This is a genomic window from Actinoallomurus sp. NPDC050550, assembly GCF_040655075.1.
In the GTDB taxonomy this organism is placed as follows: domain Bacteria; phylum Actinomycetota; class Actinomycetes; order Streptosporangiales; family Streptosporangiaceae; genus Actinoallomurus.
The window spans coordinates 1-24,971 of the sequence record NZ_JBFAJC010000042.1; the positions used below are offsets into that span (position 1 = coordinate 1).

Annotated in this window: 21 protein-coding genes; 10 read left to right on the forward strand and 11 right to left on the reverse strand. The window is 71.4% G+C overall.

The window, feature by feature from the left end; all coding sequences use genetic code 11:
* Positions 1 to 94 precede the first annotated feature (94 nt).
* Complete coding sequence (locus tag AB0I04_RS39365; RefSeq protein ID WP_360896953.1) at positions 95 to 484, reverse strand: hypothetical protein; 390 nt, start codon at positions 482 to 484, stop codon at positions 95 to 97.
* 88 nt (positions 485 to 572) lie between these two features.
* On the opposite strand from AB0I04_RS39365, the gene AB0I04_RS39370 reads away from it, so the two are divergent.
* Both AB0I04_RS39370 and AB0I04_RS39375 read left to right on the forward strand, forming a co-directional pair.
* Positions 573 to 695 (forward strand): hypothetical protein, encoded by a 123-nt coding sequence (locus AB0I04_RS39370; RefSeq protein ID WP_360896955.1) that lies wholly within the window; start codon positions 573 to 575, stop codon positions 693 to 695.
* A 77-nt stretch (positions 696 to 772) separates the two neighbouring features.
* Positions 773 to 1,126: an NlpC/P60 family protein gene (locus AB0I04_RS39375; RefSeq protein ID WP_360896958.1), complete on the forward strand. Its 354-nt coding sequence runs from the start codon at positions 773 to 775 to the stop codon at positions 1,124 to 1,126.
* Between the two features lie 454 nt (positions 1,127 to 1,580).
* Here the strand turns inward: AB0I04_RS39375 and AB0I04_RS39380 are convergent, their stop codons facing one another.
* Positions 1,581 to 2,189: a hypothetical protein gene (locus AB0I04_RS39380; RefSeq protein WP_360896961.1), complete on the reverse strand. Its 609-nt coding sequence runs from the start codon at positions 2,187 to 2,189 to the stop codon at positions 1,581 to 1,583.
* Positions 2,190 to 2,361: 172 nt separating this feature from the next.
* On the opposite strand from AB0I04_RS39380, the gene AB0I04_RS39385 reads away from it, so the two are divergent.
* From AB0I04_RS39385 to AB0I04_RS39395, 3 genes are all read left to right on the forward strand, one after another.
* Positions 2,362 to 2,772, forward strand: coding sequence for a phosphotransferase (locus tag AB0I04_RS39385; RefSeq protein WP_360896964.1), 411 nt, complete (start codon positions 2,362 to 2,364; stop codon positions 2,770 to 2,772).
* Entirely contained in the window at positions 2,769 to 3,062 is a 294-nt protein-coding gene (locus AB0I04_RS39390; protein ID WP_360896967.1) for a hypothetical protein, read from the forward strand. The genes AB0I04_RS39385 and AB0I04_RS39390 overlap by 4 nt, the downstream gene beginning before the upstream one ends.
* 99 nt (positions 3,063 to 3,161) lie before the next feature.
* Complete coding sequence (locus AB0I04_RS39395) at positions 3,162 to 4,391, forward strand: MFS transporter (RefSeq protein ID WP_360896970.1); 1,230 nt, start codon at positions 3,162 to 3,164, stop codon at positions 4,389 to 4,391.
* Here AB0I04_RS39395 and AB0I04_RS39400 read toward each other — a convergent pair.
* On the reverse strand, positions 4,380 to 5,018 hold the full coding sequence (locus tag AB0I04_RS39400; RefSeq protein ID WP_360896973.1) for a TetR/AcrR family transcriptional regulator: 639 nt from the start codon (positions 5,016 to 5,018) through the stop codon (positions 4,380 to 4,382). The genes AB0I04_RS39395 and AB0I04_RS39400 overlap by 12 nt on opposite strands.
* A 96-nt stretch (positions 5,019 to 5,114) precedes the next feature.
* Here AB0I04_RS39400 and AB0I04_RS39405 point away from each other — a divergent pair, with 96 nt between their 5' ends.
* Together AB0I04_RS39405 and AB0I04_RS39410 are read left to right on the forward strand one after the other, a co-directional pair.
* Positions 5,115 to 5,963, forward strand: a complete 849-nt coding sequence (locus AB0I04_RS39405) for an oxidoreductase (RefSeq protein WP_360896976.1) — start codon at positions 5,115 to 5,117, stop codon at positions 5,961 to 5,963.
* A gap of 238 nt (positions 5,964 to 6,201) precedes the next feature.
* Complete coding sequence (locus AB0I04_RS39410) at positions 6,202 to 6,699, forward strand: hypothetical protein (protein WP_360896979.1); 498 nt, start codon at positions 6,202 to 6,204, stop codon at positions 6,697 to 6,699.
* Between the two features lie 131 nt (positions 6,700 to 6,830).
* On the opposite strand, the gene AB0I04_RS39415 is transcribed toward AB0I04_RS39410, so the two are convergent.
* The 7 genes from AB0I04_RS39415 to AB0I04_RS39445 form a co-directional block, all read right to left on the reverse strand.
* Positions 6,831 to 7,556 (reverse strand): alpha/beta hydrolase, encoded by a 726-nt coding sequence (locus AB0I04_RS39415; RefSeq protein ID WP_360896982.1) that lies wholly within the window; start codon positions 7,554 to 7,556, stop codon positions 6,831 to 6,833.
* Positions 7,557 to 7,638: 82 nt separating this feature from the next.
* Positions 7,639 to 8,595 carry an alpha/beta hydrolase gene (locus AB0I04_RS39420; RefSeq protein WP_360897169.1) on the reverse strand — a complete coding sequence of 319 codons (957 nt, stop codon included), beginning with the start codon at positions 8,593 to 8,595 and terminating at the stop codon, positions 7,639 to 7,641.
* A 144-nt stretch (positions 8,596 to 8,739) separates the two neighbouring features.
* Entirely contained in the window at positions 8,740 to 9,735 is a 996-nt protein-coding gene (locus tag AB0I04_RS39425; protein WP_360896985.1) for an alpha/beta hydrolase, read from the reverse strand.
* A 26-nt stretch (positions 9,736 to 9,761) separates the two neighbouring features.
* Entirely contained in the window at positions 9,762 to 12,686 is a 2,925-nt protein-coding gene (locus AB0I04_RS39430; protein WP_360896988.1) for an AAA family ATPase, read from the reverse strand.
* A 95-nt stretch (positions 12,687 to 12,781) separates the two neighbouring features.
* The gene (locus AB0I04_RS39435) at positions 12,782 to 14,854 is read right to left on the reverse strand and encodes a sulfatase (RefSeq protein WP_360896991.1); all 2,073 of its coding nucleotides are present in this window, start codon (positions 14,852 to 14,854) and stop codon (positions 12,782 to 12,784) included.
* A gap of 79 nt (positions 14,855 to 14,933) precedes the next feature.
* Positions 14,934 to 15,968 (reverse strand): lysylphosphatidylglycerol synthase transmembrane domain-containing protein, encoded by a 1,035-nt coding sequence (locus AB0I04_RS39440; RefSeq protein ID WP_360896994.1) that lies wholly within the window; start codon positions 15,966 to 15,968, stop codon positions 14,934 to 14,936.
* A complete protein-coding gene (locus tag AB0I04_RS39445) occupies positions 15,965 to 17,149 on the reverse strand; it encodes a class I SAM-dependent methyltransferase (RefSeq protein WP_360896997.1) in 1,185 nt (394 codons plus the stop codon). Before AB0I04_RS39445 ends, AB0I04_RS39440 begins: the two co-directional genes overlap by 4 nt.
* Before the next feature lie 186 nt (positions 17,150 to 17,335).
* Between AB0I04_RS39445 and AB0I04_RS39450 the strand changes: the two genes are divergently transcribed.
* Together AB0I04_RS39450 and AB0I04_RS39455 are read left to right on the forward strand one after the other, a co-directional pair.
* The gene (locus AB0I04_RS39450; RefSeq protein ID WP_360897000.1) at positions 17,336 to 18,112 is read left to right on the forward strand and encodes a CDP-alcohol phosphatidyltransferase family protein; all 777 of its coding nucleotides are present in this window, start codon (positions 17,336 to 17,338) and stop codon (positions 18,110 to 18,112) included.
* 336 nt (positions 18,113 to 18,448) lie between these two features.
* Complete coding sequence (locus AB0I04_RS39455; RefSeq protein ID WP_360897003.1) at positions 18,449 to 19,810, forward strand: beta-1,3-glucanase family protein; 1,362 nt, start codon at positions 18,449 to 18,451, stop codon at positions 19,808 to 19,810.
* Positions 19,811 to 19,973: 163 nt separating this feature from the next.
* Here AB0I04_RS39455 and AB0I04_RS39460 read toward each other — a convergent pair whose 3' ends face one another.
* Positions 19,974 to 20,984 carry a LacI family DNA-binding transcriptional regulator gene (locus AB0I04_RS39460; RefSeq protein ID WP_360897006.1) on the reverse strand — a complete coding sequence of 337 codons (1,011 nt, stop codon included), beginning with the start codon at positions 20,982 to 20,984 and terminating at the stop codon, positions 19,974 to 19,976.
* Positions 20,985 to 21,390: 406 nt separating this feature from the next.
* Between AB0I04_RS39460 and AB0I04_RS39465 the strand changes: the two genes are divergently transcribed.
* A complete protein-coding gene (locus tag AB0I04_RS39465; RefSeq protein ID WP_360897009.1) occupies positions 21,391 to 24,945 on the forward strand; it encodes a choice-of-anchor D domain-containing protein in 3,555 nt (1,184 codons plus the stop codon).
* The last annotated feature ends 26 nt before the right edge of the window (positions 24,946 to 24,971 follow it).

Sequence of the window (24,971 nt, forward strand, 5' to 3'; positions counted from 1 at the left end):
TGCACTGGAGACGGTGTGGGAGAGTAGGACACCGCCGGACATTCACATAGATCAGGAAAGCCCGCCAGGCTAACGCCGGCGGGCTTTCCTGCGTTTAAGGGGCCAATTCAGCCGTAGTTTTGTGTCCGAGTGCACGCCGGCCCGAATCGAAACTGTGCAGCGCCGCGCCGGTCGCCGCCGCGACGGTGACCTCGAAGATCTGGTCCTCGGTGTGCCCGGCAGCGGTGAGCCGGTCGATATCGGTGCCGGTGATCTTGTATGAGGCGTCGCGGACGGTTGTGGCGTAGGACTGCCACGATTCGGGAAGCGGGCCGCCGCTCGCGGCGGCCGCGCGCAACGCCGGGTCGGTGGTGCCGGGCGCGTCCAGCACCGTATGACGGAGGTTCTCCACGGCATCTCCGTGGTCGATGGTCTCGCCGCCGGCGAGCAGGAAGCGCGGGAAGCGGTAACCGAACCGGTGCAGCGCGCGGGTGCCGCTCTGCACGGACGGCGTGCAGCAGGTGGTAGGGGCCGAGTCAGCCTCCCGAAATCAGGTCGGAACCTAACATCATTCGATATGCCAGGCTAGGTCCATGACGACCCTCACCGGAGGGCCCGCGACCCGAGCCCTCACCGGCGCAGGCATCACCACGCTCGCCCAGGTCGCCGCGCTGAGTGCCACCCTGCGGTATATCAGGGTGATCGTGTGTCGGTGAGCGTAATATTGGCTCAGCTTCCAGCTGATTTTTGGGCTGTCCAATATGTCGGAGTCCGGTATCCGGGATCACAAGCCGTGGCCGAGCATCCTGACATCGCCGATGGTGCCAACTGTCAGTTGTTTGCATATGAAGTACTTAGACACTTCGGGCTTGAGGTGCCTGCGTTTCGATCGAGCGAGTTGTGGGCTGACACGGAGGCGACGAAACGCGTCTCGGCCGCCCGGCCGCTGGATCTGATCCTCTTCAACGCCACAAGCGACGCCTGGGGCGCTCATGTCGGCATCTGGGCCGGTCGTGATCAGATTCTTCACCTCAGTTCTGAGATCGGGCATCCGGCCGTGTGGCGCATGAATGACTTTGCTGCACGGGACCGGTACCGAACCGTGATTGGCATCAAGCGCGTCATACGCCTGGTTCATCCGGCGTAGGTGCCCGGGTCGGCGAGTCCGGTGAGTCTGGCGTTCGGGGAGGATACTCGGGTGTTCTACGAAGAAAAGCCATCCAGGCCATCCAGTGGATGAACGCCTGCCTTGGAGTGCACGAGTGCGATCTGTGCCCGACGGGCGAGGGCCCGGAGGGCAACGGAGAGGTCCGTATCCCGGGCTCGTCCGGGATTGCTTACGCGGCCCCTCGCCTGATCGGCCATTACGTCGGCGCGCACGATTGTCAGCCACCCCCGGTCTTCATCGACGCAGTTCTGGCCGTGGATCTCGACGAGTGGGCCGCCGCCCGCTGGCCCGAGGTTCCCTTCCCATGGATCCCGGCCGACGCCGAGCACTTGGACGAGTAGTACTGGCCCCGAGGTCGGCGGGCCGGACCGGGCCGTGACGTCGTCTCGGCCCGGTCCGTCGCCACTCGTCGCGCCGCGATGCGCGGCCGCGTTCAGCTCTGTGTGCAGGGAGGTGGGTCGGCCGGCGGCTCGGCACCCTTGGGGATCGCGGGAAGCTCGGCGTGCTTCACCGTGTATCCCTTGCCGGAGTCGTACGTCGTGAACGGCGCGGGTGCCAGGCCCATGCGCAGGCAGCGGCCGTCGACGGCGCCCCAGGAGAAGCCGATCCGGTCGTACCGGTGGCCGCGCGGGTCGGCGTAGACGCTGAAGGCCATGCGCGTGCCGTCCGCCTCGCCGATGACGCCCTTGCTGGTCCCGGACACGACCGCGAAGGGGCCCGCGGTCATCAGGTAGTCGACCTTCACGGTGCCCCAGTAGTGCCGCACGACGCCGTTCGAGTCCGGAATGGGGTGATCGAACCGTACGGTGCCGTGAGCGGCTCCCATAATCATCTTCTTGCCGTCGAACCGGAACGCGTTGCCGTGCGCGTCGACGATGAACCGCCGGAGGGCGTTCTCCGGGTCGAGCGGGTATCTCACCCAGGCGTCACCGGTGACGTGACCTTCCTTGGGGGACGCAGGGGCGGCGTGCGCCGTGGCGCCCGTCAGCAGGACGATGCCGCCGATCCCGGCCGCCGCGACCCGGGCGTACAGATGTGCCATTTACGGCTCCTCGAGAGCGTACGGGCCGTGTTGCCCGTGTCTCGAAACTCGCAGAATGCGCGGTCTCCGGCCTCACCCGGACGATCGAGCTCGCTGGCCCGCCGGTGGAGGCCCGATTCCCCCGCCCGGGGGAGCCTGGACGACCAATGGGCGTGGCCGCACAATCGGGTCCGTGAACAGTAGGACGAAGTGGCACCTGTCCGATGTGGAGCTGGACGCGCTGGCCCGGCGGGCCCTCGGTGCGGGCGTGACGGCGTCGACCGAGCTGACGGACGGGTTCGCCAACGCGGTGTGGAGGCTCGCCCTCGACGATGGCCGCGAGGTGGTGCTCAAGCTGTCCCCGCCTCCGGAGCTGGAGCAGCTCAGCTACGAGCTCAACCTCCTGCGTATGGAGGCCGAGGCCTACGGGCTGGCCGTGGCGGCGGGCGTACCCGTGCCGACGCTGCTGAGCGCGGTGTTCGACGACCCGGTGCTCGGCGGGGACCATCTGCTGTTCGACACGCTCGACGGCGTCTCGTGGAACAACCGTCAAGCCGGTCGACCTCACCGCGACGCCGCGGATCCAGGCCATCATCGACCATGAACGCGCGTTCTGGGGGCGACCCGCTGGCGGAGTTCGTCACGCCGACCGTCTTCGGCGACCTACGGGAGGATGACTCGCTGCTGGTCGGCTATCGCGAGGTGACGCCGCTGGAGCTGACCCCGGCGGCCATCGTCCGGTTTGATCTCTACCGGGCGTACCTGTACCTGATCCTCCTGATCGAGAACGGACCCCGGCAGTATCCGGAGGAGGAGTACGCGCGCGTGCGCGACCTGGCCACCGTCTGGCTCACGCGGGTTCTCGACCGTCTCTCCGTCCGCCGCGGCTTCTAGGGCGCTTCGGGACCAGCGAAGTACTGCAATAATCTTGCTATTGCAAACTCTTTGCAAGAAGCTGAAGGCTCTGCCGCCGCCCAGACGTGGAGCCTCGCCATGCCCCATCTGCTGCCGGACAACGGACCGCAGCGCGCCATCGCCGCCACGAACTTCGTCAACACCATCGGCAGCGGCCTTTATCTGACCGCCGGGGTCCTGTACTTCACCCAGGCGGCCCACCTGCCGGCGGCCGAAGTGGGTCTCGGACTCGGCATCGCCGGTTTCGTCTCGCTCGCCACGGGGATCGCCGTCGGCCACCTCGCGGACACGCGCGGAGCGCGGGGCGTCTACGCGACCACCCTCGTCGTCCGAGGACTGGCAACGGCCTGCTTCCTGCTCGCGCACAGCTTCTGGCCGTTCGTCCTCGCGGTGTGCGCGGCCACCGGGGCGCACGCGGCCGAGGACGCCGCGCGCAGTCCGCTCATCCGGCGTCACGGAGGGGACCGGCCTCAGGAGTTCCGCGCCTATCTGCGGGCCGTGACCAACATCGGCGTTTCCGTCGGCGCCCTCCTGGCGGGCTGGGTCGTGCAGGTGGGCACGCACACGGCCTACGAGCTGCTGGTCATCGGCAACGCGGTGACCGTCGGCGCCTCCGCGGTGTTCCTGGTCTTCCTGCCGCCGGTCACGCCCGACCGCGCCGTCGATGGCCCTCGCCGGCTCGCCCTGCGGGACCGGCCGTACCTGCTGATCACAGCGCTGAACGGCATCATGGCGATCCAGTTCAAGGTGCTCACCGTCGCCCTTCCGCTCTGGATGATCCAGGCCACGAGCGCCCCACGCTGGCTCATCTCGGGCACCATGCTCACCAACACCGTCATCGTCATCGCGTTCCAGGTACGAGCCGGCCGCGGCGTCGACTCTCCGACGGCCGGAGGGGTCGCCTACCGGAGGTCGGGTGTCGCCTTCCTCATCGCCTGCTCGCTGTTCTCGCTGTCCGCGGGGGTACCGGCATGGGCTGCCGCGACCCTGCTCATGACCGCGGTGGTGATCCACACGGTGGGCGAGCTGTGGCACTCCGCCGCGGGATTCGAGGTCTCCTTCGCCCTCGCCCCGGAGCACGCGACCGGTCAGTACCTAGGTGTGTTCGGCTTGGGCACCGGCCTGGCCGAGGCCCTCGGGCCGACCCTGCTCATCTCCCTGTGCATCACCTGGGGGCGCCCGGGGTGGTACGTCGTGGGAGCACTGTTCGCCGTGACGGGCCTGGCGGCACCGCTCGCCGTCCGCTGGGCGGGGCGCCATGAGCACGCGCGGCACGGTGAAGCCGCGGCAGCGGTGCTAGCCGCCTGAGCCGGTCCCGTCGCGGTGGCCGATGACCCGGAACCAGATCTCGGTGCAGGTGGTGATGGCGCGGGCCAGGTCGGGAACCGGCTGAGACGCTGCCTGGTAGAGGGCACGTTCGGTCATCCAGCACAAGGTGTGCGCCAGGGCGGTGGCGTCGGCCGGGCCGTCGCCTTCGGGGACGCCGGCGCGGACGAGAACGCCGGTCATCACCTCCGTGAAGGTCGCCACCGTGGCGGTCCACAGATCGCCGATCTCCGGGATCACGGCGGCGTAGTCGACGGCCGTGCGCATCACCCGGCCGTGCCGGCGCCACATGTCCGCGGTCCGGTCGATGGCGTGCTCGATGGCCTGGTGCGGCGGAGTGGTCTCGTCGTCGGGGAAGACGGTGGCGTCCTGGGTGAGCGTGTCGAGCGTACGGGCGACCAGCGCCGTCAGCACCTCTTGCTTGGAACCGAAGTAGAAGTACAACGACCCCCGCGAGATCCCGGCGCCTTTGGCGATGGCCTCGACGGTCATCGGCTCGACGCCGTCCCGCTCCAGCAACTGCTCGGTCGTGCGCAGGATCGCCTGCTCGCGCAGGTCGCCCTTGCGCGGGGTGTCGCGCCGCCTCCGCGCCGTCCGCTCCGTCGCCATGAGGCCGAGGATACTGCGATCGGCAGATAATAGACGCTGTGTTGAGAAAAATCTGCGCTGTGTAGAATCGGAGCTGTGTCGGAAGGAGCCGATCTCATGACCAGGACTTTTCTCATCACCGGTGTCAGCAGCGGCCTGGGGCGGGCGTTCGCGCAAGGGGCGCTGGACGCCGGCCATACCGTCGTCGGCACGGTCCGCAGGCAGGACGACGCCGACGCCTTCGCCCGGTCGGCGCCGGGGCGTGCGCACGCGCGGCTGCTCGACGTCACCGACGACAAGGCGGTGTTCGCGCTGGTCGAGGAGGTGGAAGCCGGCATCGGGCCGATCGACGTCCTGATCGCCAACGCCGGCTACGGCCTCGAGGGGGTGTTCGAGGAGACGCCGCAGGCGGACCTGCGCGCCCAGTTCGAGGTCAACGTCTTCGGTGCGGCCGCGACCATCCAGGCCGTCCTGCCGTACATGCGGGCCCGCCGCGCCGGCCACATCTTCGCCGTCACCTCCATGGGCGGGCTGATGACCGTGCCGGGGCTGTCCGCCTACTGCGGCAGCAAGTACGCGCTCGAGGCGATCGTCGAGACGGTGGGCAAGGAGGTCGCAGGGCTCGGCATCCGGGTCACCGCAGTCGAGCCCGGGTCGTTCCGTACCGACTGGGCGGGACGGTCGATGGTGCGCGCCGAGCGGTCCATCGCCGACTACGACGAGGTGTTCACCCCGCTGCGCGAGGCGCGGCAGGCCGCCAGCGGCCGTCAGCTGGGCGACCCGGCCAAGGCCGCGGCCGCGATCCTGCGGGTTCTGGGCGCGCCTGACCCGCCCGCCCACCTGGTCCTCGGCTCCGACGCGCTGCGCCTGGTCGCCGCCGGCCGCGCGGCGGTCGACTCCGACATCCGCGCCTGGGAGGACCTCTCGCGCTCGACCGATTTTCCCGACGGCCACCAGATCCGCTGACGCCTGCCGGCCGAGGAGTTCGCGGAGTTCAACGCCCATCTGGCCGGCCCGATCGACGAGGTTCGGGAGTTCCACGCTCCCGGCTACGGGCCGCTGGCGGTCCGGATCGCCGAGGCCGCCGCGGGCCGGGAGTCCGCCGCCGAGGTGCTGGCGATGCTGTCGATCGCCGGCGCGGACACCTGGATCGGACTGGACCGGGCGTTTCGCACCTTCGCCGTGATGTACGGCGACGGTGGTCGTGCGTGCCGCCAACGCGGCACTGCATACCGAACCCGACGCCGTACCGGTCGCTCAGCTGTGGGAATGGCTGTCCGCCGACGCGCCTCGGCACGTACGGCTGGGAGCCTATGAGCGGCTGCGCGCATCGGGCACCTGGACCCGCGTGCACGTCGACCTGTACCTGATCGCCGCCCGTGACGCCGACCTCGGTGACCGGGCACACGCCGATCTGATCGCCTGGTCGCGAGGTGCCGCTGCGACCGCTTACCGCATGCCGCCGGAGAAGCTGCCGAAGCTCGAATCTCTGCTGGACACGGCCGAACCCGTGGTCGGAGCCGAGCAGGCCCACGACTGCGCCGGCATCTCGGCGGCGCGCAGCGGTTCCCGTTGGACGCGCCGGGATATGAGGCCTCAGGCACGCGGCGTTCGCCGATCGGGCCGCGACGGCGATCCTCGAGAACCGGTCCTCTGGATCACGGCGGCCCAGATCATCAGGGGCCGGAACAGCGCGAGCTAGATCATCCGGGGGCAGGCCATGACGGCGGGCAGACGCTCCGCCCCAAGCGTGCCGCCCGGCCGGGCGACGGCACGCCGGCCGGTGAGCGGTGCGTTAGGCCGACGACGGCACGCCGGCCGGTGAGCGGTGCGTCAGGCCGAGGTGGCCCGGACCGCCTCACGGATCAGGTCGGCCACGTCCGTCGGACGGGACACCGCGACCGCGTGCGAGGCGCCTTCGACCTCGACGATGGTCGCGCCTGCCCGCTTGGCGCCGAACCGCTCGACCTCGGGGTTGATCGCCTGGTCGGCGGCGGCGACGAGCGCCCAGGAGGGCTTGGTCTTCCAGGCCGCCATGGCCGCGGTCTCGGTGAACGCCCCGGCCGCGAGCGGTCGCTGCGCCACCGCGAGGACCTTGGTGACCTCGGCGGGGACGTCCGCGGCGAAGACCTCCGGGAAGGCCTCAGCGGCGATCGTGACCTCCACGGCAGGGTCGCCGCCCTCGACCGGGTAGGTCGCCTGCCGCAGGTTGTCGCCCAGCGGCGAGGCGGGGAAGCGTCCCTGCAGCTCGCCGAGGCTCTCTCCCTCGTCGAGCACGTACGCGGCGACGTAGACGAGGCCGATGACGTTGTCGGTCGCTCCGGCCACGGTGATGATCGCGCCGCCGTAGGAGTGGCCGACCAGCACGACGGGGCCGTCGATCTGGGCGGCCACGGAGGCGATGTACGCCGCGTCGGAGGCCAGGCCTCGCAGCGGGTTGGGCGGGGCCACGACGGGAACGCCGTGCTCCTGGAGCTCGGCGATGACGCCGGACCAGCTGGCGGCGTCGGCGAACGCGCCGTGCACGAGGACGACCGTGGGGGTGGTGTTCGCGGTCATGGGAAGGGCTCCTTGCAAGGGTTCTCGGCGCTGAATCGCGCGCCGTCCAGAGTTCGATGCCGCCTGGCCGGGCGGCAGGTGGTCAGGAGTGCAGCGCCTCGTGAAGGAACTCGCCGGCCTGCTGCGTGGCCGCGATCGCGGCGTGCGTCTCGCGCATCGCATTGACCATGACGAAGTCGTGGATGATCCCCTGGTAGCGGACGGCGGTGACGGGGACGTCGGCGGCGCGCAGCTTGGCGGCGTACGCCTCGCCCTCGTCGCGGAGCACGTCGGCCTCGGCCACGATGACCAGCGCCGGCGGCAGCCCGGCGAGCTCGTCCAGGCTCGCGCGCAGCGGCGACGCGGTGATCTCTGCGCGCTGGGCGGGGTCGGTCGTGTACTGGTCCCAGAACCACTTCATGCCGTCGCGGCTCAGGAAGTATCCGGTGGCGAACTGCTCGTAGGAGCCGGTGTCGAAGTTCGCGTCGGTGACGGGGTAGAACAGCAGCTGCGCGGCCAGCTTCGGGCCGCTGCGCCGCTTGGCCAGGATGGTGGTCGCCGCGGTCATGTTGCCGCCGACCGAGTCGCCGGCCACCGCGATGCGGGCCGGGTCGAGGCCGTGCTCGGTGCCCTGCTCGGAGATCCACTGCAGTGCGGTGTAGATCTCCTCGATCGCGGTGGGGTACTTCGCCTCGGGGGAGAGGCTGTAGTTCACGAAGACCGTCGCGGCCTGGGACCGTACGGTGAGCTCGCGGACGAGCCGGTCGTGGGTGTGGGCGTTGCCGAACACCCAGCCCGCGCCGTGGACGTACAGGACCACGGGCAGGGTGCCCTGGGCGCCGGCCGGGCGGAAGATCCGGATCGAGACCGTGCCCGACGGTCCGCCGGGGATGGTGAGGTCCTCGACGTCGGCGTCCGGCACGGGGACGTCGCCGTCCTGGACGGAGTCGACGGCCTTGCGCCCTTCGACCGGCCCGAGGTCGTACAGGAACGGCGGGTTCTTGGTCGCCTCGACGAACGCCTGTGCGGCCTCTTCAAGGACGGGCTTGATGGTGGACATGCTGACCTCTTCCATGCGCATGCGTGCCGCCGGTGGACGGCTCATGCCGCTCAGCGTCCCAACCCGCGCGTCCCGGACGCATCAGTAAGTTGACGGGCCTCTTCAGCGGACCGTCGGCGTCAGTGCCAGGCGGTAAGTCCGGCGTCAGCGCCGGGCGGCCAGGGCGTTCTCGAGGAAGAGGCCGCCCTGCCGGACGGCGGCCAGGGTCGGTGGGCTGTCCCGCAACGCGGTGAGCGAAGCGAAGTCGTGGACGGTGCCCAGGTACCGGACGGAGGTGACCGGCACGCCCGCCCGCAGCAGCCGGCGCGCGTACTGCTCGCCCTCGTCCCGTACGACGTCGGCCTCCGCCGAGACGATCAGGGCGGGCGGCAGCCCTCGGAGGTCCTCCGTCGTCGCCCGCAGCAGTGAGGCGGTGGGCTCGGCGAGTTCGTCCTCGTCGTCGGTGTACTGCTGCCAATACCACTCCAGCGCCGTACGTGTCAGCAGGTAACCGGACGCGAACTGCCGCTGCGACGCGGTGTCGCAGCGAGGATCGGTCATCGGGTAGTACAGCAGTTGCGCACGGATGCGCGGACCGCCGCGCTGCTTGATCATCATCGTGAGCGCCGCGGCCATGGTCGCGCCCGCGCAGTCCCCGGCGACCGCCAGTCTCCGGCCGTCGAGTCCCAGGTCGTCGGCGTGCTCGGCCACCCAGGTCAGCACCGCGTACGACTCCTCGATCGCGACCGGGTACCGGGCCTCGGGGGTCCGGGTGTACTCCGGGACCACGAACGCGGCACTGCTGCGGGCGGCGAGTTCACCGATGATCCGGGCATGGGTCCGCGCGTCGCCGAGCATCCACCGGCCTCCGTGGACGTAGACGACGGTCGGGAGCGGACCGGTCGGCCGGACCGGCCGGAACACCCAGAAGCCGGCAAGCCCGGACGGCCCCACGGGCGCCACGCGGAACTCGGCCTCGACCCCGAGGTCGTCGTGCGGGTGGCCCTGGGCCTCCAGGAGCGCCTGGCGTCCGTCGTCCGGGCCGAGCTGGTGCAGGTACGGCGGCGCCGCCGAGGCGTCGACGAGCCTCTGGACCAACGGATCGAGGACAACGGCGGGACCCTCGGGAGCGCCTCCGTCCCTGTGGGGCTCGGTTCTCACGCGCGCACCTCTCGTTCGTCCGGCGGTCACAGGTCGTCGAAGAAACCGCGGAGCTGGTGACGGCTGCTCACGCCCAGCTTCGGATACACGTTGTACAGGTGCGAGCTGACCGTGCGCGGAGACAGCATCAGCTGCTCGGCGATCTCCCGATTGCGCAGGCCCTGCGCTGCGAGCCGTACGATCTGCCGTTGCTGGGCGGTCAGTTCGGACAGCGGGTCGACCGTGGTGGGGGAGGCGGCGACGCCGCTTGCCCGCAGCTCACCCCGTGCCTCGTCGGCGAGACCGGCCGCGCCGAGCCGGGTGAACGACTCCAGCGCCGTCGCGAGGAGCGGGCGGGCGTCCAGGGGCCGTCGTCTCCTGCGCAGCCACTGCGCGTAGTGCAGCCGGGCCAGCGCGCGGGCCAGGGGCCACTCGTCGCCGGCCGGGTTCACGACGGCGAGCCGGAAGTGGTGTTCGGTCTCCTTCGGGTCGCCGACGAGGGCGGAGGCGTGGTGCAGCAGCAGCGTCATCCGGGTCGTCGGCCGGGGGCCGACGGCCTCCCGCACCGCGGCGACAACGGGCCCGACCTCCTCCTGCCGGCCCGTCCGCTGGGCCACCGCCGCCAGGTCGGCGATGGACCGAGGCGACAGGAAGTGGTGCAGGGGCGCGCCGTCCTCCTCGAACAGGAGGCGGAAGTGGCGGAACGCGTCGTCGAAGTCGCCCGCCGCCACGGCCGCGGTGCCCGCCGCCCGCAGCAGATACGCGTGGGTGGCACGGTTCTCCTCCAGACCGATGGCGGTCCACGCCGGATCCTCCGGCATCCCGCCGCCCGCCGGCTGCCCGCGCAGCGCGCGCAGGGTGACCCGCAGCGCCTCCACGTCGACCTCGACGTGCCGCCACTTGTGGACGGCTGCGAGGGTGCCCGCCTCGCCCAGCAGCTCGTCGGCCTCCGCCCAGCGCCCCGTGTCGATCAGCGCCGAGGTCATCGGCACGAGAGAGTGCGCGCTCACGCCCATCGAGCCGTACGCGCGGAGCACGTCGAACACCTGCCGGAAGGAGGTGACGCACAGGTCCGTCTCGTCGGCCAGCCAGGCGACCCCTGCCAGTCCGTGCAGGCGGGTGATCTCCGCCATGCCGGTCGACGGGTGCGGAGGGTTCCGCCGTTCGAGGTGCCGCAGCAGGGAGGGGGCGTGGGCGGCCGGGTCGGCCTGGGCCACGACCACGGCGCTTATCGACTCGGCGGCGTCGGCCCCGGTCAGTTCGGTGTAGGGCGTGGCGGCATCCCCGAACTCGACCCCGTCGAGAAGGTGGGCGAGCGGCCGCCTCATCTCCGGCAGCCCCGACTGATACGCGACCGCGCTGACCACGGCGGCGAGGGCGAGCGTCGTGCGGCCGTCCGTCGGCGGACGGTGCTCGAGCGGCCAGATCATCAGCTGGAACGCCTCGCGCTGGCGGGCGAACAGCGACAGGGCCGTCCCGGCCCCGCACGCCGCGACGCCGAGCAGGTCCGGGTCCCGCGTCAGCGTCGTCACCTTGTCGTACAGCTCGCGGGCCCATGACGGGTCGCCCGCGTTCTGGACGGCTCTGATCGCCTTGGCGTACCGCCGCGCCCGGTCCTCGGCCGCCGGGCTGCACTCGGCGGACCGTTCCAGCGCCCGTGCCGCCGCGAAGAAGCCGCCGCGTCGCTCGTCGAGATCCGCGGTCTCCTCCAAGGCCGCCGCGACGGACTCGTCCGGTCCGATGCGCGCGGCGGCCAGATGCCACGCCCGGCGTGCGGGATCGTGGTCGAGGGCGTTCGCGAGGTCGGCGTGCACCTGCTGCCGCAGGTGCACGGGGGCTCCGTGATAGGAACCCGCGCGAACGAGCGGATGCCGGAAGGCGACCCTGCCGCCCGCGATGGTGATGAGACCGGCGTTCTCCGCGGGCGCCCACATTCCCAGGTCGGACCCTGCCCCCGCCGCGGCCATGATGGTCCCCAGGTCCTCGTCGTCCGAGGACGCGGCCGCATAGACGATCAGCCGCTGGGTGGCGGCCGGCAGCGCCCGGAGCCGGGCCGCGAACATCTCCTGGATGCGCTGGGTCTGGGGCAGCCCGCCGCCGGGCAGCGCCTGGCCCTCACGTACGGCGCGGCACAGTTCGATGATGGCCAGGGGGTTCCCGGCGGCCTGTTCCAGGACGTCGACCCGCGCCCGGCCGGTCGGCGGCTCCGGCTGGGTGTCCAGCAGGCGTGCGGCCGCCGGGCGGGTCAGCGGCCCCAGGGTCAGTACGGGCAGGTCCGGGACGAGACCGTCCGGGGCCGTGCGCCCCCGTGCCGCGATCAGCACCGTCACGGCCTCGGTCGCCAAGCGGCGCATCACGAAGCCCAGGACGTCGAGGGAGTCGGCGTCGACGTGCTGGACGTCGTCGACGATCAGTAGGACGGGCAGGCGCCGGGAGACTCCGGTCAGGAGGTTCAGAACGCCGAGGCGGAGCAGCATCGGGTCGTGCGGCCGGGCGGCGGCGACCATCCCGAACGCCGTCTCGAGCGCCTCTCGCTGGTGCTCGGGGAGGTCGCCGATCTCGGACAGCAGGGGGACGAGCAACTGGTGTAGGGCGGCGAACGACTGCTCGGCCTCGGCCTCACACCCCCGCGAGGCCAGGACGAGGTCGCCGATCTCCCGCGCGTGGTCGACCGCGGCTGTGAGCAGCGCCGTTTTCCCGCTGCCCGCCTCCCCGAGCAGCAGCATCGTCCGCGGTCCGCTCCGCCCCGCGTCGATCGCGTCGAGGACCTGGCCGACCTCGGCCCGCCGTCCCACCAGAGACGTCGTCCTGCCGGGGCGGCGTTCGGCCCCCCGCCCCTCGTCCGCGCGGTCGACGGGCGCCCCTGGCCAGGAGGAATCCCGGCCAGGGGCGACGGTGCCGCCGATCGGTTCGTCCATGCTGTGCCCCCGGTCGTACCAGTGCCCCGCAACGTCGACCGTTGCGTTCGGCATGTCCCGGTATTGTGCCAGTTGCGGGGTTTTGGGGTATTTCTGCGGAACGCAGGTTGCATTCACCCGTTCCAGCACGCGGCTCTTGCGCCGGGCGGTCAGCGGGCCGGCGCGGCGGAGGCCCCGGGGGAGGCCTGCGGGCCGAACGCGGTCAGGAACCGGTTGCGGAAGGCGTCCATCCGCCAGACCGGGGAGTGCGGGCCGGGCCGGAGACCGTCCTGCCAGCCCCACCCGGAGATACGGTCCAGTACGGCCGGGTCGCGGGCGACGATCGTGATCGGCACGTCCCGGTCGGCGCCCGGCCCGGTGACGAGCGGAGTGGGCTGGTGGTCGCCGAGGAAGACGAGCACCAGGTTCTTGTCGCCGTAGGTCTCCACGTAGGAGATGAGGGTGTTCAGGGAGTACTCGATCGAGCCCCGGTACGCCGCGCGGATCCGGGACAGGCTGCGCCAGACGGCGTCCGGCCGGTCGCCGGCCGCGGCGATGGGGCCGAAGACCGACCCGTCGCCGACGCTCTTCCAGTCGACGAGCCGGGGCGTGGGAGCCCAGGGTGCGTGGCTCGAGACGAGCGGGAACTCCGCCATCACCGGGGCACGGTGCGGGGCCGCGAGCTCGGAGCGCTGGAGGACCGCGAGGGAGTACTGGTCCGGGGGAGTACCCCAGTTGAACGGCGGCCCGTGGTACCCCATGTTCCAGTGGTCGTAGATCCGCTCGTAGCCGTAGAACGACGAGCCCTCCGGCCAGGGGCGGGTGTTCCCCGGCTCCATGGCGACGGTCCGCCAGCCCGCGCGCCGGAAGGCCATGCTCAGGGTGAAACGGCTCCCTTTGACCAGGGTGTCGTGGCGCTGCTGGTTGTCGACCCACAGTCCGGACAGCAGCGTCGCGTGGGCCAGCCAGCTGCCGCCGCCCGCCGTCGGTGAGGTGAGGAAGGCGCTGCGCGCGCCGAACCCGGCCGCGGCCAGCCGGCGGGTCCCGGCGTCGAGGACCGCGTCGACCTGCGGTGCGTACGTCGGGTCCTCGACCGCGTCGCGGCCGTAACTTTCGACGAACGCCAGGATGACGTCCTTGCCGCGCAGCCCGGTCAGCAGGTTCCGGCCCGGGGTGCCGCGGAACGCGTCGGCGGCCTCCTCCCGGGCGAACGTCTTCCTGTCCCGCAGGCCGGCGAGCACCTGCTGCGAATGGTCGTACGCGTGCCCGGCGACCGGCACACCCGGCACGATCCGTACGCCGAGGACGGCGAAGGCCACCCAGGCGACCGTGAGCACCGCGACGGTGCGGGTCGCGGCGACCTTGTGGCGGACGAGCCCGCGGCTCAGGCGCAGTACCGACCTCGCCGCGAGCACGAGCAGGCCGGCGGCGAGCACCGCGATCGCCGCGACGGCGCCGATCGCGCCGGCCTGCCCGGCCGACGTCCGGACGAACTCCAGGCCGGCCGAGAACAGGGGCCAGTCGTACGCCGGGTTGAACGGCCGGGCGAGAACCACCGAGAAGCCCAGGTCGAGCAGCTTCACGATGGCGAGCAGGCCGACGGCGACTCCGAGGAGCGCCGCCACCACCCGCCGCGCCCGCGCCGGCAGGACGAGGACGAGGGCGGCGCCGACAAGCCCCTCGAGCGGGATACGGACGAACGCGGCCGGCGTCAGGTGACCGAAGTCATCCGGGATCAGGAGGGCCGACACCACGAACACGCAGGCCAGCGCGGTGGCCACCCGGCCGGCGACGGGATGCGCCGCCCGCCGGCGCGGGCGCCCGCCTTCTTCGCCGCCGCTCTCGTCGCGGTCGTTCCGGTCGCCGTCGTCCTCGGTCGCGTTCTGCGTCAGGGGCTCTTCCGGGTCATCGGCGTCCGGGCGGGCCGCGTCGTCACCGGCGTCCGCGCGGCCCGTGCCATCATCGGCGACGGCGCCGACAGGCTGGTTCTCCGAACCGTCCTCCGGTGTCGAGCCGTTATCCGGTGTCGGACGGTCGTCCGGCGGGTTCTCCGAACCGTCCTCCCGCGCCGAACTGTCCTCCCGCGCCGAACCGTCGGCCGGCGCCGAACCGTCGGCCGGCGCCGAACCGTCGGCCGGCGCCGAACCGTCGGCCGGTGTCGGACGGTCGTCCGGTGCGGGACGTCCGTCCGTGGCCACCCGTGCTTGAGCCGTCGGCCGGCGGAAACGCGTGAAGAACGACACTCCACAGCTCCTCAGTGGGGAGTCCGGTCAAATCGGGCATCGGCGCCGGCCCGTACCGGGCGTCGGACGGCGGCGCCGACTATATCCACGGACGGCTTCCGGCGGTGGTCCACGCGTCGATCCCCGCATCGCCCTTCCGACGCGGCAGCGGGCGTACGGTCCGCACCCGCGTGAGTCTCGGCCATGCCCTCACCAGGGCCGGCCACAGCAGCACGCCGGCACCGGGCAGGCTCGCGACGAAGGAGAGCACCCCGTACACCACCGCGATGGTGAGGCCCTGGGCGGCGCCCAGCCCCGCCGTGCCGAACGCCAGCGCCGCCATTCCTTCGCGCGGTCCCCATCCGGCGACGTTCACCGGCAGCCCCATCGCCAGCAGGGTCACGACCATCGGAGGGAGCAGCCGGGCGAACGACGCGGTCGATCCCGCCGTACGCGCGGCCACCAGGAAGAGAACCAGGTGCCCGGCGAACGCCAGCACCGACAGCAGGACGACGCCCGGCCAGGCGTCGCGGGCGAGCAGGCCGCGCCGCAGATCGCGAAGGGAGTCCGCGGACGCGCGTCGCCATCGCGAACCGCTCCGCGTCCGGCGACCCCCGGCGATGACCGCGACGACCGACACGACGAACACCGCCGCCGCGACCGCCGTCCCGGCGATGGTGAGGGCCTCGCGGAACCGCGGCGGAACGACCGTGGGCCGGGCGGCCAATACCACGCCGGCGACGGCGACGACCACCACCTGACCCGCGGCGCGCTCCAACACCACCGCACGGACCCCGCGGCCGACGTCGCCCTCCTGCCGGCCGTGCCGCACCGCGCGGTGCACGTCGCCGAGGACACCCGCAGGCAGCACCCCGTTCAGGAACAGCGCGCGATAGTAGTCCGCGACGCCGTTCCGCAGGGGCAGCCGGAGACCGAGCCGCCAGGCCACGAGGCACCAGCGCCAGGCGGTGAGCACCGTCGTGATCAGGCCGATCGCCAGTGCCGCGCACACCGCGCGGAGATCGATCACACTGAGCCCGTCCAGGATCGCCCGGGTTCCGAGACGCCACAGCAGCAGGCCGATGACACCGGCGGCGGCGAGCGTACGGAGCCAGGCCCAGGCGGCGCGCTTCACGATCGGCCCGCCGGAGGAAGCGCGAGAAGGTCGTCGTGGTCGATGACGACCTGGAGCGCACCGGCCGCGCACGCGGCGAGACGCCGGCGCAGGTACGCATCGGCCGGGCCGGCCAGCTCCGGCCGCTGCTCGACGGCGGCCGCGACCCAGCCTCGGAGCCACTGCGCGGTCAGCTCCGCCTGCGCCGGCCCGAGTCGCCAGGGGCTGGGCCGACGGTGGACCACCATGCCCGACCGTTCGAACGCGGCGGTGGCGGCGTCGGCCGCGTCCGGACCGAGCAGGCGCCGGGCGGCGGGCCGGGACGGCGTGCCGGAACGGGCCGGCAGGGACGGGCCGGATACCGCGTCGGCAGACGGCTCCCGTGGCGGATCGGCGGCCGTGTCGGAATGGGCCTGCTGGGGCGAATCGGGTGCCGCCCCGGGTAGGGCTCGCTGAAACGGATCGGGTCCCGCCCCGGGGAGCGCCTGCTGGGACGGATCGGGCGCTGAAAAGGTCTGCGGGGAACGGACGACGGGGTCGGTGCCGCCGCCGACCGTACGGCGCTGGTGGTCGTCGAAGGCGGCGGCGAGTTCCGCGTCGAGGGGGTCGGCGGGGAGGAATTCGACCCTCCCGGCGACGGTCAGCGTCAGCAGCGTGGGGCATCCGGCGCGTGCGCACGCCGCGGCGAGCCCGGCCACCTCCTCGGCGGTGAGCAGGTCCAGCAGCGCGGACGCCGTCACCAGCGACGTACCGGCGAGATCCGTCGCGCGGAGGCCGGTGGCGTCGCCCTTTTCGAGCGTGACCGTGACGGGCGCGCCGTTGGCGGTCGTCTTCGGCGGGCGCGTGGCGGCCTCGGCGAGGAGCGCCGGATCGCGGTCGTGCAGGATCCAGTGCTGGGGACCGGGTAGCCGCCCGGCCAGCCAGCGCCCCATGGAACCCGTGCCGCACCCGAGATCCCTGATGACCAGGGATGCGTCGGCCAGAGACGGGACGAGCAGGTCGACGAGTTCGGCGTTGCGGGCGGCCGCGTCCGCGTCCTCGCGCAGGTCCAGCCATTCGACGGCGTACCCGGTGACCGCGGCCTCGCTTACGCGCCGCGCCGAAAGACCGCCGCGGCCGGAGGGCGGCCTCGGCCGCCACTTCGCGTGGACCGGGGGCGGGCTCGGCCACCGGTCGCCGTACCTCCTCGATTCGAGCGCCATGCCCTCTTACACGATCATTCGCGGCGATCGGTTCAACGCCGTTCCGATTCTCCTGCGGTGTCGGCCCGGTGGCCGGACGCCGGGCCATCGCCGACTCCGCCCCGCGCTGACGGGCGGATCGCGTCGGAGTAGATTCCGCCGAACCGTTTCGGCCTCCGATGCGTGTTCCCCTTGGGGGTGTGCGGAATGCTCACAAAAGACATGATTGTCGACCGGATCGAAACCGAACGACCCGGTCCAGTCCGCGTCGCGCATCGAGCGACCGGCCGGCGGCGTCTCCCACCGGGCCCGCTGGTCGGGGCGATGGCGCAGCCGGTGCTGTTCGCCGTGTTGGCCGCGACGACGGGGCTCGGCCTGGTGGGCTGGCTGGCCGGCGTGGCGTATGCGGCGACGCTGGGGGTCGTCCTCGGCCGCGCCCTGCGCCGCCGCGGCCGGTGGTCGCTCGCCCCGGCCGACCACGTCACCCTGGTGCGGGCGCTGCTCGTCGGGTGCGTCACCGCGCTCGTCGTGGACACCGTGCGCACGCCGGCACCGATCGTCCCGCTGGTCGCCATCAGCGCGGTGGCGCTGGCCCTGGACGCCGTTGACGGGCAGGTGGCCCGGCGCACCGGGACGGCGTCCCCGCTGGGCGCTCGCTTCGACATGGAGATCGACGCCTTCCTGATCCTCGTGCTCAGCATCTTCGTCGCCACCTCGCTCGGCGCGTGGGTGCTGGCGATCGGCACCATGCGGTACGCCTTCGTGGCGGCCGGGCTGCCGCTGCGGTGGCTGCTCGCGCCGCTGTCGCCGCGCCGTTCCCGTAAGGTCGTCGCCGCCCTGCAGGGGATCGTGCTGACGGTCGTCGCCGCAGGCGTGCTCTCTCGCCCGGTCGAGATGGCCGCGACGGGGCTGGCCCTGGCGGCGCTGGTGTGGTCGTTCACCGCCGACATCCTCCGGCTCCACCGGATCCGCCGAGCGGCCTGAGCCGCGCCGCCTCCAGGCCATGCCGAGGAATTCGAATTATTTCACCCAGGTTACATCGGCCTAATGGTGTGGCGGACAACAAACCCCCTGGCCAGGGCATATGCCCTGTCGGTTCGACGGCCAGGCGTCGCTGTCGTTATCGAAACGTTATCTGTCAACTCTCTTGACTGTGGCGGGAAAGAGGTCCACCTTCTCTCTCTGAGAGCGCTCTCAGCAGGCAGCTCCGCCGGTGCCCGACGGTATCCGGCGGAGGTTCCGACCGTCCCCGCCACATCGCGGCGCCGTCCGCGCACCCGGTCGTGCGCCGCGTCTCCCTCGGCCAGAAAGGGAGCCCTCATGCAGTCCATCCCCCGCTCGGCGACACGCCGCCGTACGCCCGCGCACGTCCTCCTCATCGCCATGGCCGCGATCACGCTTCTCGCCGGTCAGCTCGCCTTCACCTCGTCATCGGCCAGGGCCGCCGCCTGCGGCGGATCCAACGTGGCGCTGAACCGGCCCGCGACCGCGTCCTCCACCGAGAACTCCGGCCTGCCCGCCGCGGCCGCCGTGGACGGCAACGCCGGTACGCGCTGGTCCAGCGCCTTCAGCGACCCGCAGTGGCTGCAGGTCGACCTCGGGTCGTCGCAGCAGATCTGCCAGGTGGTGCTCACCTGGGAGGCGGCGTACGCGACGTCCTTCCAGATCCAGGTGTCGGACAGCGGCACCGGCGGCTGGACGACCATCTACAGCACCACGACCGGCACCGGCGGCACGCAGACCCTCAACGTCAGCGGCACCGGGCGGTACATCCGGATGTACGGCACGGCCCGCGGCACCCAGTACGGCTACTCGCTCTGGGAGTTCGCGGTCTACAGCGGGACGACCACGACGCCACCGCCGGATTCGTTCTGGGGTGACACGAGCACCATCCCCGCCGCCAAGAACGTCCTGATGTTCAAGGTCCTCAACCGGACGAACGGCAAGTACCCCGACAGCCAGGTCTACTGGAGCTGGGGCGGCCAGACGCACTCCATCGCCGAGCAGCCGTACGTCGACATGCCCGCGAACTCCGCCGGCCGGATGTACTTCTACCTCGGCTCGCCGACCAGCCAGTACCGGGATTTCATCGAGTTCACCGTCGGGGCGTCCGTGTTCAACGGCAACACGACTCGCGTCGACGGGTTCGGCCTGAAGCTGGCGATGCGACTACACGCCAAGGACGGGTACGACGCGCAGGTCGGAGAGGACCAGGCCACCTTCGCCGAGGACCGTGCGGCGACGTTCCAGCGGTTCCAGAACGAGGTGCCGGCCGAGTTCAAGCACCTGGCCACGGTCCAGGCCCCGTACTACATCCCGGCACCGGGCAGTGACAGTGCCTTCCGAGCCGGCGGACAGTACGCGGACTACTTCACGAGCTACGCCCAGTCGGTCGGCGTGAACGAGAGCACCTCGAACATCACCGGCTGCGCGGGCTCCCTGGCGAACAATCCCGGCATGTGCGCGGCGCTGAACCGGCACGTCGCGCAGCTGCCCCAGTCGCAGTGGTCCGACCCGAGCCAGTACTACAAGGCGGCTCCGGCCAACTACTACGCCAAGTTCTGGCACGACCACGCGATCGACCACCTGGCCTACGGCTTCCCCTACGACGACTACGCCGGCCAGTCCTCGTTCATCTCCCACGGCGACCCGCAGTACCTGCTCGTCGCCGTCGGCTGGTGACCGGAACGCCCTCCGCTTGACCGACCGCGGGGTCGCACGGCCCGCCCCGTACGACCCCGGCAAGGAGCGCATCTCGAACGCCGCCGCCCCATGGCCGACGGTCGTCTGGAACCGCGCCTCGCCCGGGGAGCCCTCGGCCAACGGGGCGCAGGCGGGACGACGGCTACGCCGACTCGCGGACGACCAGTTCGGTGGGGAGCGTGACGACCGGCTCGATCTCCTCACCGGCCACCAGCCTCAGCACCTGACGGGCCATCCGGCGGCCGATCCCGTCGATCGGCTGCCGGACGGTCGTGAGCGGTGGTTCGGTGTCCCGGGCGAGGTCGATGTCGTCGAAACCGACGACCGCGACGTCGTCCGGGACACGCCGCCCCGCGCGGCGCAACGTCTGGAGCGCGCCGCTCGCCATCAGGTCCGACGCGGCGAACACCGCGTCGAGGTCCGGCTCGTCCGCGAGCAGTCGCCGCATCGCCTCGGCACCGGAACCGGTCGTGAAGTCGCCGACCTCGACGATGGGCCGCCGCCGCTCCTCCCGCAGAGCCGCTCGGTAGCCGGCCAGCCGGTCGATGCCGGCGACCATGTCCGGCGGGCCGGCGATCGTGGCGATCCGGCGGCGCCCCGTACGGAGGAGGTGGCGGACCGCGGCGACCGCGCCGCCGTGGTTGTCGACCCCGACGTACGGGACGGAGACGGGCCCCAGCGGCCGCTCGTTGCACACCACGGGGATCCCGATCCGGGTCAGCGCCGCAGGCAGCGGATCGGCGTCGTGCAGGGAGGCGAGCAGCACGCCGTCGACGTGGCGCGCGGCCGCCGACCGTTCGATGCGGGCGCGGCTCGCGGCCGATCCGGCCAGCATGAGCACGAGTTGCTTGTCGGCTGCCTCCAGCTCCTGACCGACCCCGTGGACGAGGCCGGCGAAGAAGCGGTCGGCGGAGAACACCCGGGTCGTCGGCTCGGGAACCACCAACGCGATCAGGTCGGTGCGCCGGGTCACCAGGGTCCGCGCCGCGAGATTCGGCACGTAGCCCAGCTCCTCGATGGCCCGCCGCACCGACTCCTCACTCGCCGTCCGTACGGGCAGGCCGTTGACCACCCGGGACACCGTCGCCCGCGACACGCCGGCCCGTGCCGCGACGCTCTCCAGCGTCGGCCGTTCGCCCTCTGGCCGCCCCATCCGGGATCCCTTCTCTCCGCCGCCGGGCGCACACCGGCGCGCGAGCCCTCGGTCATCGTCGTGACCGCCACCGACGACCGTCAACCCGCGTTCACAGAGCAGGGCCTGCCGGGAGCCACGGCAACGTCAGTCGTTGTTTTTCATGGATTTGTTTGCTTATTGCGCTGTGGTGTCAAGGGAGTTACCGTCCCTGTAACACGCCTCACCCCGCCATCCGACCCCGCCCCTCACGGCCCTCCATCCGGACCACCTCGCGTGCCGGGCGACCGCACCGGCCCGTGCGGCGAGGTCCGATGCCGGGCCCGCTCCGGCGTGCCGTCTCGCCGCCTCCGCCCCGTCACGTCGGTGAGACGAGCGGACCCCTTCAGGTCCGTGACCTCATGGGGCCTCACGAGAGTGAGCAGCCATGTCCCACAAGCCCGCCAGACGCAGGGCCCGTCTCCGCGTCCTCCTCAGCGCCGCGCTCGCCGCCGTCGGCATCGTCACGGTGTCGGCGAGTCCGGCCGGCGCGGCCGCGAAGGGCGGTGTCGGCGCGACACTGCCGTACGTCGAGGTCCAGGCCGAGAACTCCGCCACCAACGGCACGGTCATCGGCCCGAGCGCCGCCTACAACACGCTTCCCGCCGAGGCCTCCTACCGCAAGGCCGTGACCCTGCAGGGAAGCGGCAAGTACGTCGAGTTCACCACCCCGGTCGCCACCAACTCGATCGTCTTCCGCTACAGCATCCCGGACAGTTCGAACGGCTCGGTCTACACCGCGCCGCTGTCCTTCTACGTCAACGGGACGAAGCAGACGGACTTCACGCTGACCAACGCGTACAGCTGGTACTACGGCGGCTACCCGTTCACCAACACGCCGGGGAGTAACCCGCACCACTTCTACGACGAGGTGCACCGGCTGTTCTCGACGACGTACCCGGCGGGTACGAAGTTCCGGCTGCAGGTCGACGCGGGGAACACCGCCTCCTCGTACACGATCGACTTCGCCGACTTCGAGAACGTCGCGGGCGCCCTGTCCCAGCCGTCCGGCTCGGTCTCGGTGACCGACAAGGGCGCCGACCCGACCGGTAACGCGGACTCCACCGCCGCGTTCAATTCGGCGATCTCCGCGGCCGGGTCCGGCGGCACGGTCTGGATCCCCGACGGAACCTTCAAGATCCCGGGCCACCTGATCCTCGACAACGTCACGATCAAGGGTGCCGGAATGTGGCGCTCGACGGTCGTCGGCGCGGCGCCCGGCTTCTACGGCAATTACGCGCCGAACGGCAGCAGCAACGTCCATCTCGCGGACTTCGCCATCTTCGGCGATGTCCAGGAGCGCAACGACAGCGCCCAGGTGAACGGCATCGGCGGCGCGCTGAGCAACTCCACCGTCGACCGCGTCTGGATCGAGCACGAGAAGGTCGGCGCCTGGATGGACGGGCCGATGTCCAATCTCACCTTCAGCGGCATGCGGATCCGGGACACCACGGCGGACGGCATCAACTTCCACGACGGCGTCACCGGGTCGAAGGTGACGGGCAGTGACCTGCGCAACCTCGGTGACGACGGCCTGGCGACCTGGTCCGACACCAACGCCGACGCGAACGACTCCTTCGACCACGACACGGTGCAGTACCCGATCCTCGCCAACGGCATCGCCATCTACGGCGGCCACGACAACACCGTCGCCGACAACCGGGTCATCGACGCCGGCCTCACCCAGGGCGGCGGCATCCACGTCGCCCAGCGCTTCTCCTCGACGACACTCGGGCGCACCGACGTCCTCCGCAACACGATCATCCGATCCGGCAGCCTCGACCCGAACTGGAACTTCGGCGTCGGCGCGCTGTGGTTCGACGCGCGGGACGCGGCGATGAGCGGCCAGGTCAACGTCGACGACCTCCTCATCCAGCAGAGCCCGTTCGAGGCGATCCAGTTCGTCTCGGGCTCCAGCATCACGAACGTGTCCATCAACAACGCGACGATCCAGAACACCGGAACCTGGGTCGTCCAGGAGCAGGTCGGCGGCTCGGCCAAGATCACGAACAGCACCGCCACCGGGACGCAGGCGCCCGCGCCGATCTACAACTGCGGCGTCGGATTCACGCTGACCGACGGCGGCGGCAACTCCGGCGTCTTCGACTCGACGGCGTGCCAGAACATCACGAACCCGACCTTCCCGCCGTACCTGCCGGACAACGGTTCCCAGATCTCGATCAGCCCGACCTCGGTCGGCTTCGGTTCGGTGGCCACCGGCTCGTCCAGCACCGCGCAGAAGGTGACCGTCACCAACAGCGGCACCGCCGCGGCCCCGGTCGGCTCGATCAGCACGAGCGGCGACTTCAGCCAGACCAACGACTGCGGAAGTTCGATCGCCGCCGGTTCGTCCTGCACGGTCAGCGTCACGTTCACGCCGACGGCGACGGGGTCGCGCACGGGCAACCTCACCATTACGGCGTCCGGTGTCACCAATACCGTCCCGCTGTCCGGTACGGGCGTGGCACCCGGGCCGATCCTCAGTCCCGACCCGGCCGCCCTCTCCTTCGCCGGAACGATCGTCGGCAGTTCCGCGCCGACGCAGGCCGTGACGGTCACCAACACGGGCACCACCTCGGCCACGATCTCCGGCGTCGCCGCGAGCGGTGACTTCGGCCAGACCGACAACTGCTCGACGCTCGCGGTCGGCGCCTCCTGCACCGTGACCGTCAAGTTCACCCCGAGCGCGTCCGGCACGCGTACCGGCAACGTCACGATCACGAGCAACGCCAACGACAGCCCGACGACGGTCGCGCTCACCGGCAGCGGCATCGGCACCGACACCAACATCGCCCGCGGCAGGTCGGCCTCGGCGAGCAGCGAGGTGAACAGCAGCTTCACGGCGGCGAACGCCACCGACGGCGACGCCAACACCTACTGGGAGAGCGCGAACGGCTCCTTCCCGCAGTGGCTGCAGGTCGACCTGGGCGCCCAGTACACCATCGGCAAGGTGACCCTGAAGCTCCCGCCATCGAGCTCCTGGGGTACGCGTACGCAGACCCTCTCGGTGCTCACCAGCACGAACGGCTCCAGTTTCAGCACCGCCGTGGGCTCCGCGACGTACACCTTCACCTCGCCGACCAACGTGGTGAACATCCCGACCCCCGCCACGGACGCCCGCTACGTCCGCGTCAACTTCACCGCCAACTCGGGCTGGCCCGCAGGTCAGGCCTCCGAACTCGAGGTCTACCCCAGCGGCGGCAGTTCGCCCGGAGCCGCGAAGCTGAGCGCCGACCCGTCCTCGCTCACCTTCGGCGACCAGGCTCTCAACACGACCAGCGCGGCGAAGGCCGTGACGATCAGCAACACCGGCACAGGGGCGGCGTCGCTGTCCTCCGTCGTGACCTCCGGTGACTACGCCATGACCAACAACTGCGGCAGCTCCCTGTCCGCCGGCGCGTCCTGCACCGCCAACGTGAGCTTCCGGCCCACGGAGACCGGCACGCGGACCGGCACCCTCACCGTGCACAGCGATGCGACCAACAGTCCGACCACCGTCGCGCTCACTGGAACCGGCACGGGCTCCTCCTCCACCGACCTCGCGGCCGGCAAGCCGACCAGCGAGTCCAGCCACACCGACGTCTACCCGTCGAGCAACGTCACCGACAACGACCAGAACACCTACTGGGAGAGCGCCAACAACGCCTTCCCGCAGTGGGTCCAGGTCGACCTCGGCTCCGCCCAGAGCGCGAGCCGGATCGTCCTGCAACTGCCGGCGTCCTGGGGCGCACGCACCCAGACGCTGTCCATCCTCGGCAGCAGCGACGGCACGAACTTCACCACGATCAAGTCGTCGGCGAACTACACCTTCGACCCGGCGAGCAACAACACGGTCACCATCCCCATCACCGCGACGACCCAGCGCTACTGGCGGCTGAACCTCACGGCGAACACCGGATGGCCCGCCGGCCAGGTCGCCGGCTTCCAGGTCTGGAACAGCTGACCCTTCGGGGTGGCCCCTGGACGAGG

Excerpts from the sequence above, each read along its gene's own strand:
- AB0I04_RS39400 (WP_360896973.1), bottom strand. The coding sequence starts at position 5,018 with ATGGCGACGGAGCGGACGGCGCGGAGGCGGCGCGACACCCCGCGCAAG.
- AB0I04_RS39415 (WP_360896982.1), bottom strand. The coding sequence starts at position 7,556 with ATGACCGCGAACACCACCCCCACGGTCGTCCTCGTGCACGGCGCGTTC.
- AB0I04_RS39405 (WP_360896976.1), top strand. The coding sequence starts at position 5,115 with ATGACCAGGACTTTTCTCATCACCGGTGTCAGCAGCGGCCTGGGGCGG.
- AB0I04_RS39430 (WP_360896988.1), bottom strand. The coding sequence starts at position 12,686 with ATGCCGAACGCAACGGTCGACGTTGCGGGGCACTGGTACGACCGGGGG.
- AB0I04_RS39420 (WP_360897169.1), bottom strand. The coding sequence starts at position 8,595 with ATGTCCACCATCAAGCCCGTCCTTGAAGAGGCCGCACAGGCGTTCGTC.
- AB0I04_RS39465 (WP_360897009.1), top strand. The coding sequence starts at position 21,391 with ATGTCCCACAAGCCCGCCAGACGCAGGGCCCGTCTCCGCGTCCTCCTC.
- AB0I04_RS39390 (WP_360896967.1), top strand. The coding sequence starts at position 2,769 with ATGAACGCGCGTTCTGGGGGCGACCCGCTGGCGGAGTTCGTCACGCCG.
- AB0I04_RS39370 (WP_360896955.1), top strand. The coding sequence starts at position 573 with ATGACGACCCTCACCGGAGGGCCCGCGACCCGAGCCCTCACCGGCGCA.
- AB0I04_RS39450 (WP_360897000.1), top strand. The coding sequence starts at position 17,336 with ATGCTCACAAAAGACATGATTGTCGACCGGATCGAAACCGAACGACCC.
- AB0I04_RS39395 (WP_360896970.1), top strand. The coding sequence starts at position 3,162 with ATGCCCCATCTGCTGCCGGACAACGGACCGCAGCGCGCCATCGCCGCC.
- AB0I04_RS39380 (WP_360896961.1), bottom strand. The coding sequence starts at position 2,189 with ATGGCACATCTGTACGCCCGGGTCGCGGCGGCCGGGATCGGCGGCATC.
- AB0I04_RS39445 (WP_360896997.1), bottom strand. The coding sequence starts at position 17,149 with ATGGCGCTCGAATCGAGGAGGTACGGCGACCGGTGGCCGAGCCCGCCC.
- AB0I04_RS39460 (WP_360897006.1), bottom strand. The coding sequence starts at position 20,984 with ATGGGGCGGCCAGAGGGCGAACGGCCGACGCTGGAGAGCGTCGCGGCA.
- AB0I04_RS39455 (WP_360897003.1), top strand. The coding sequence starts at position 18,449 with ATGCAGTCCATCCCCCGCTCGGCGACACGCCGCCGTACGCCCGCGCAC.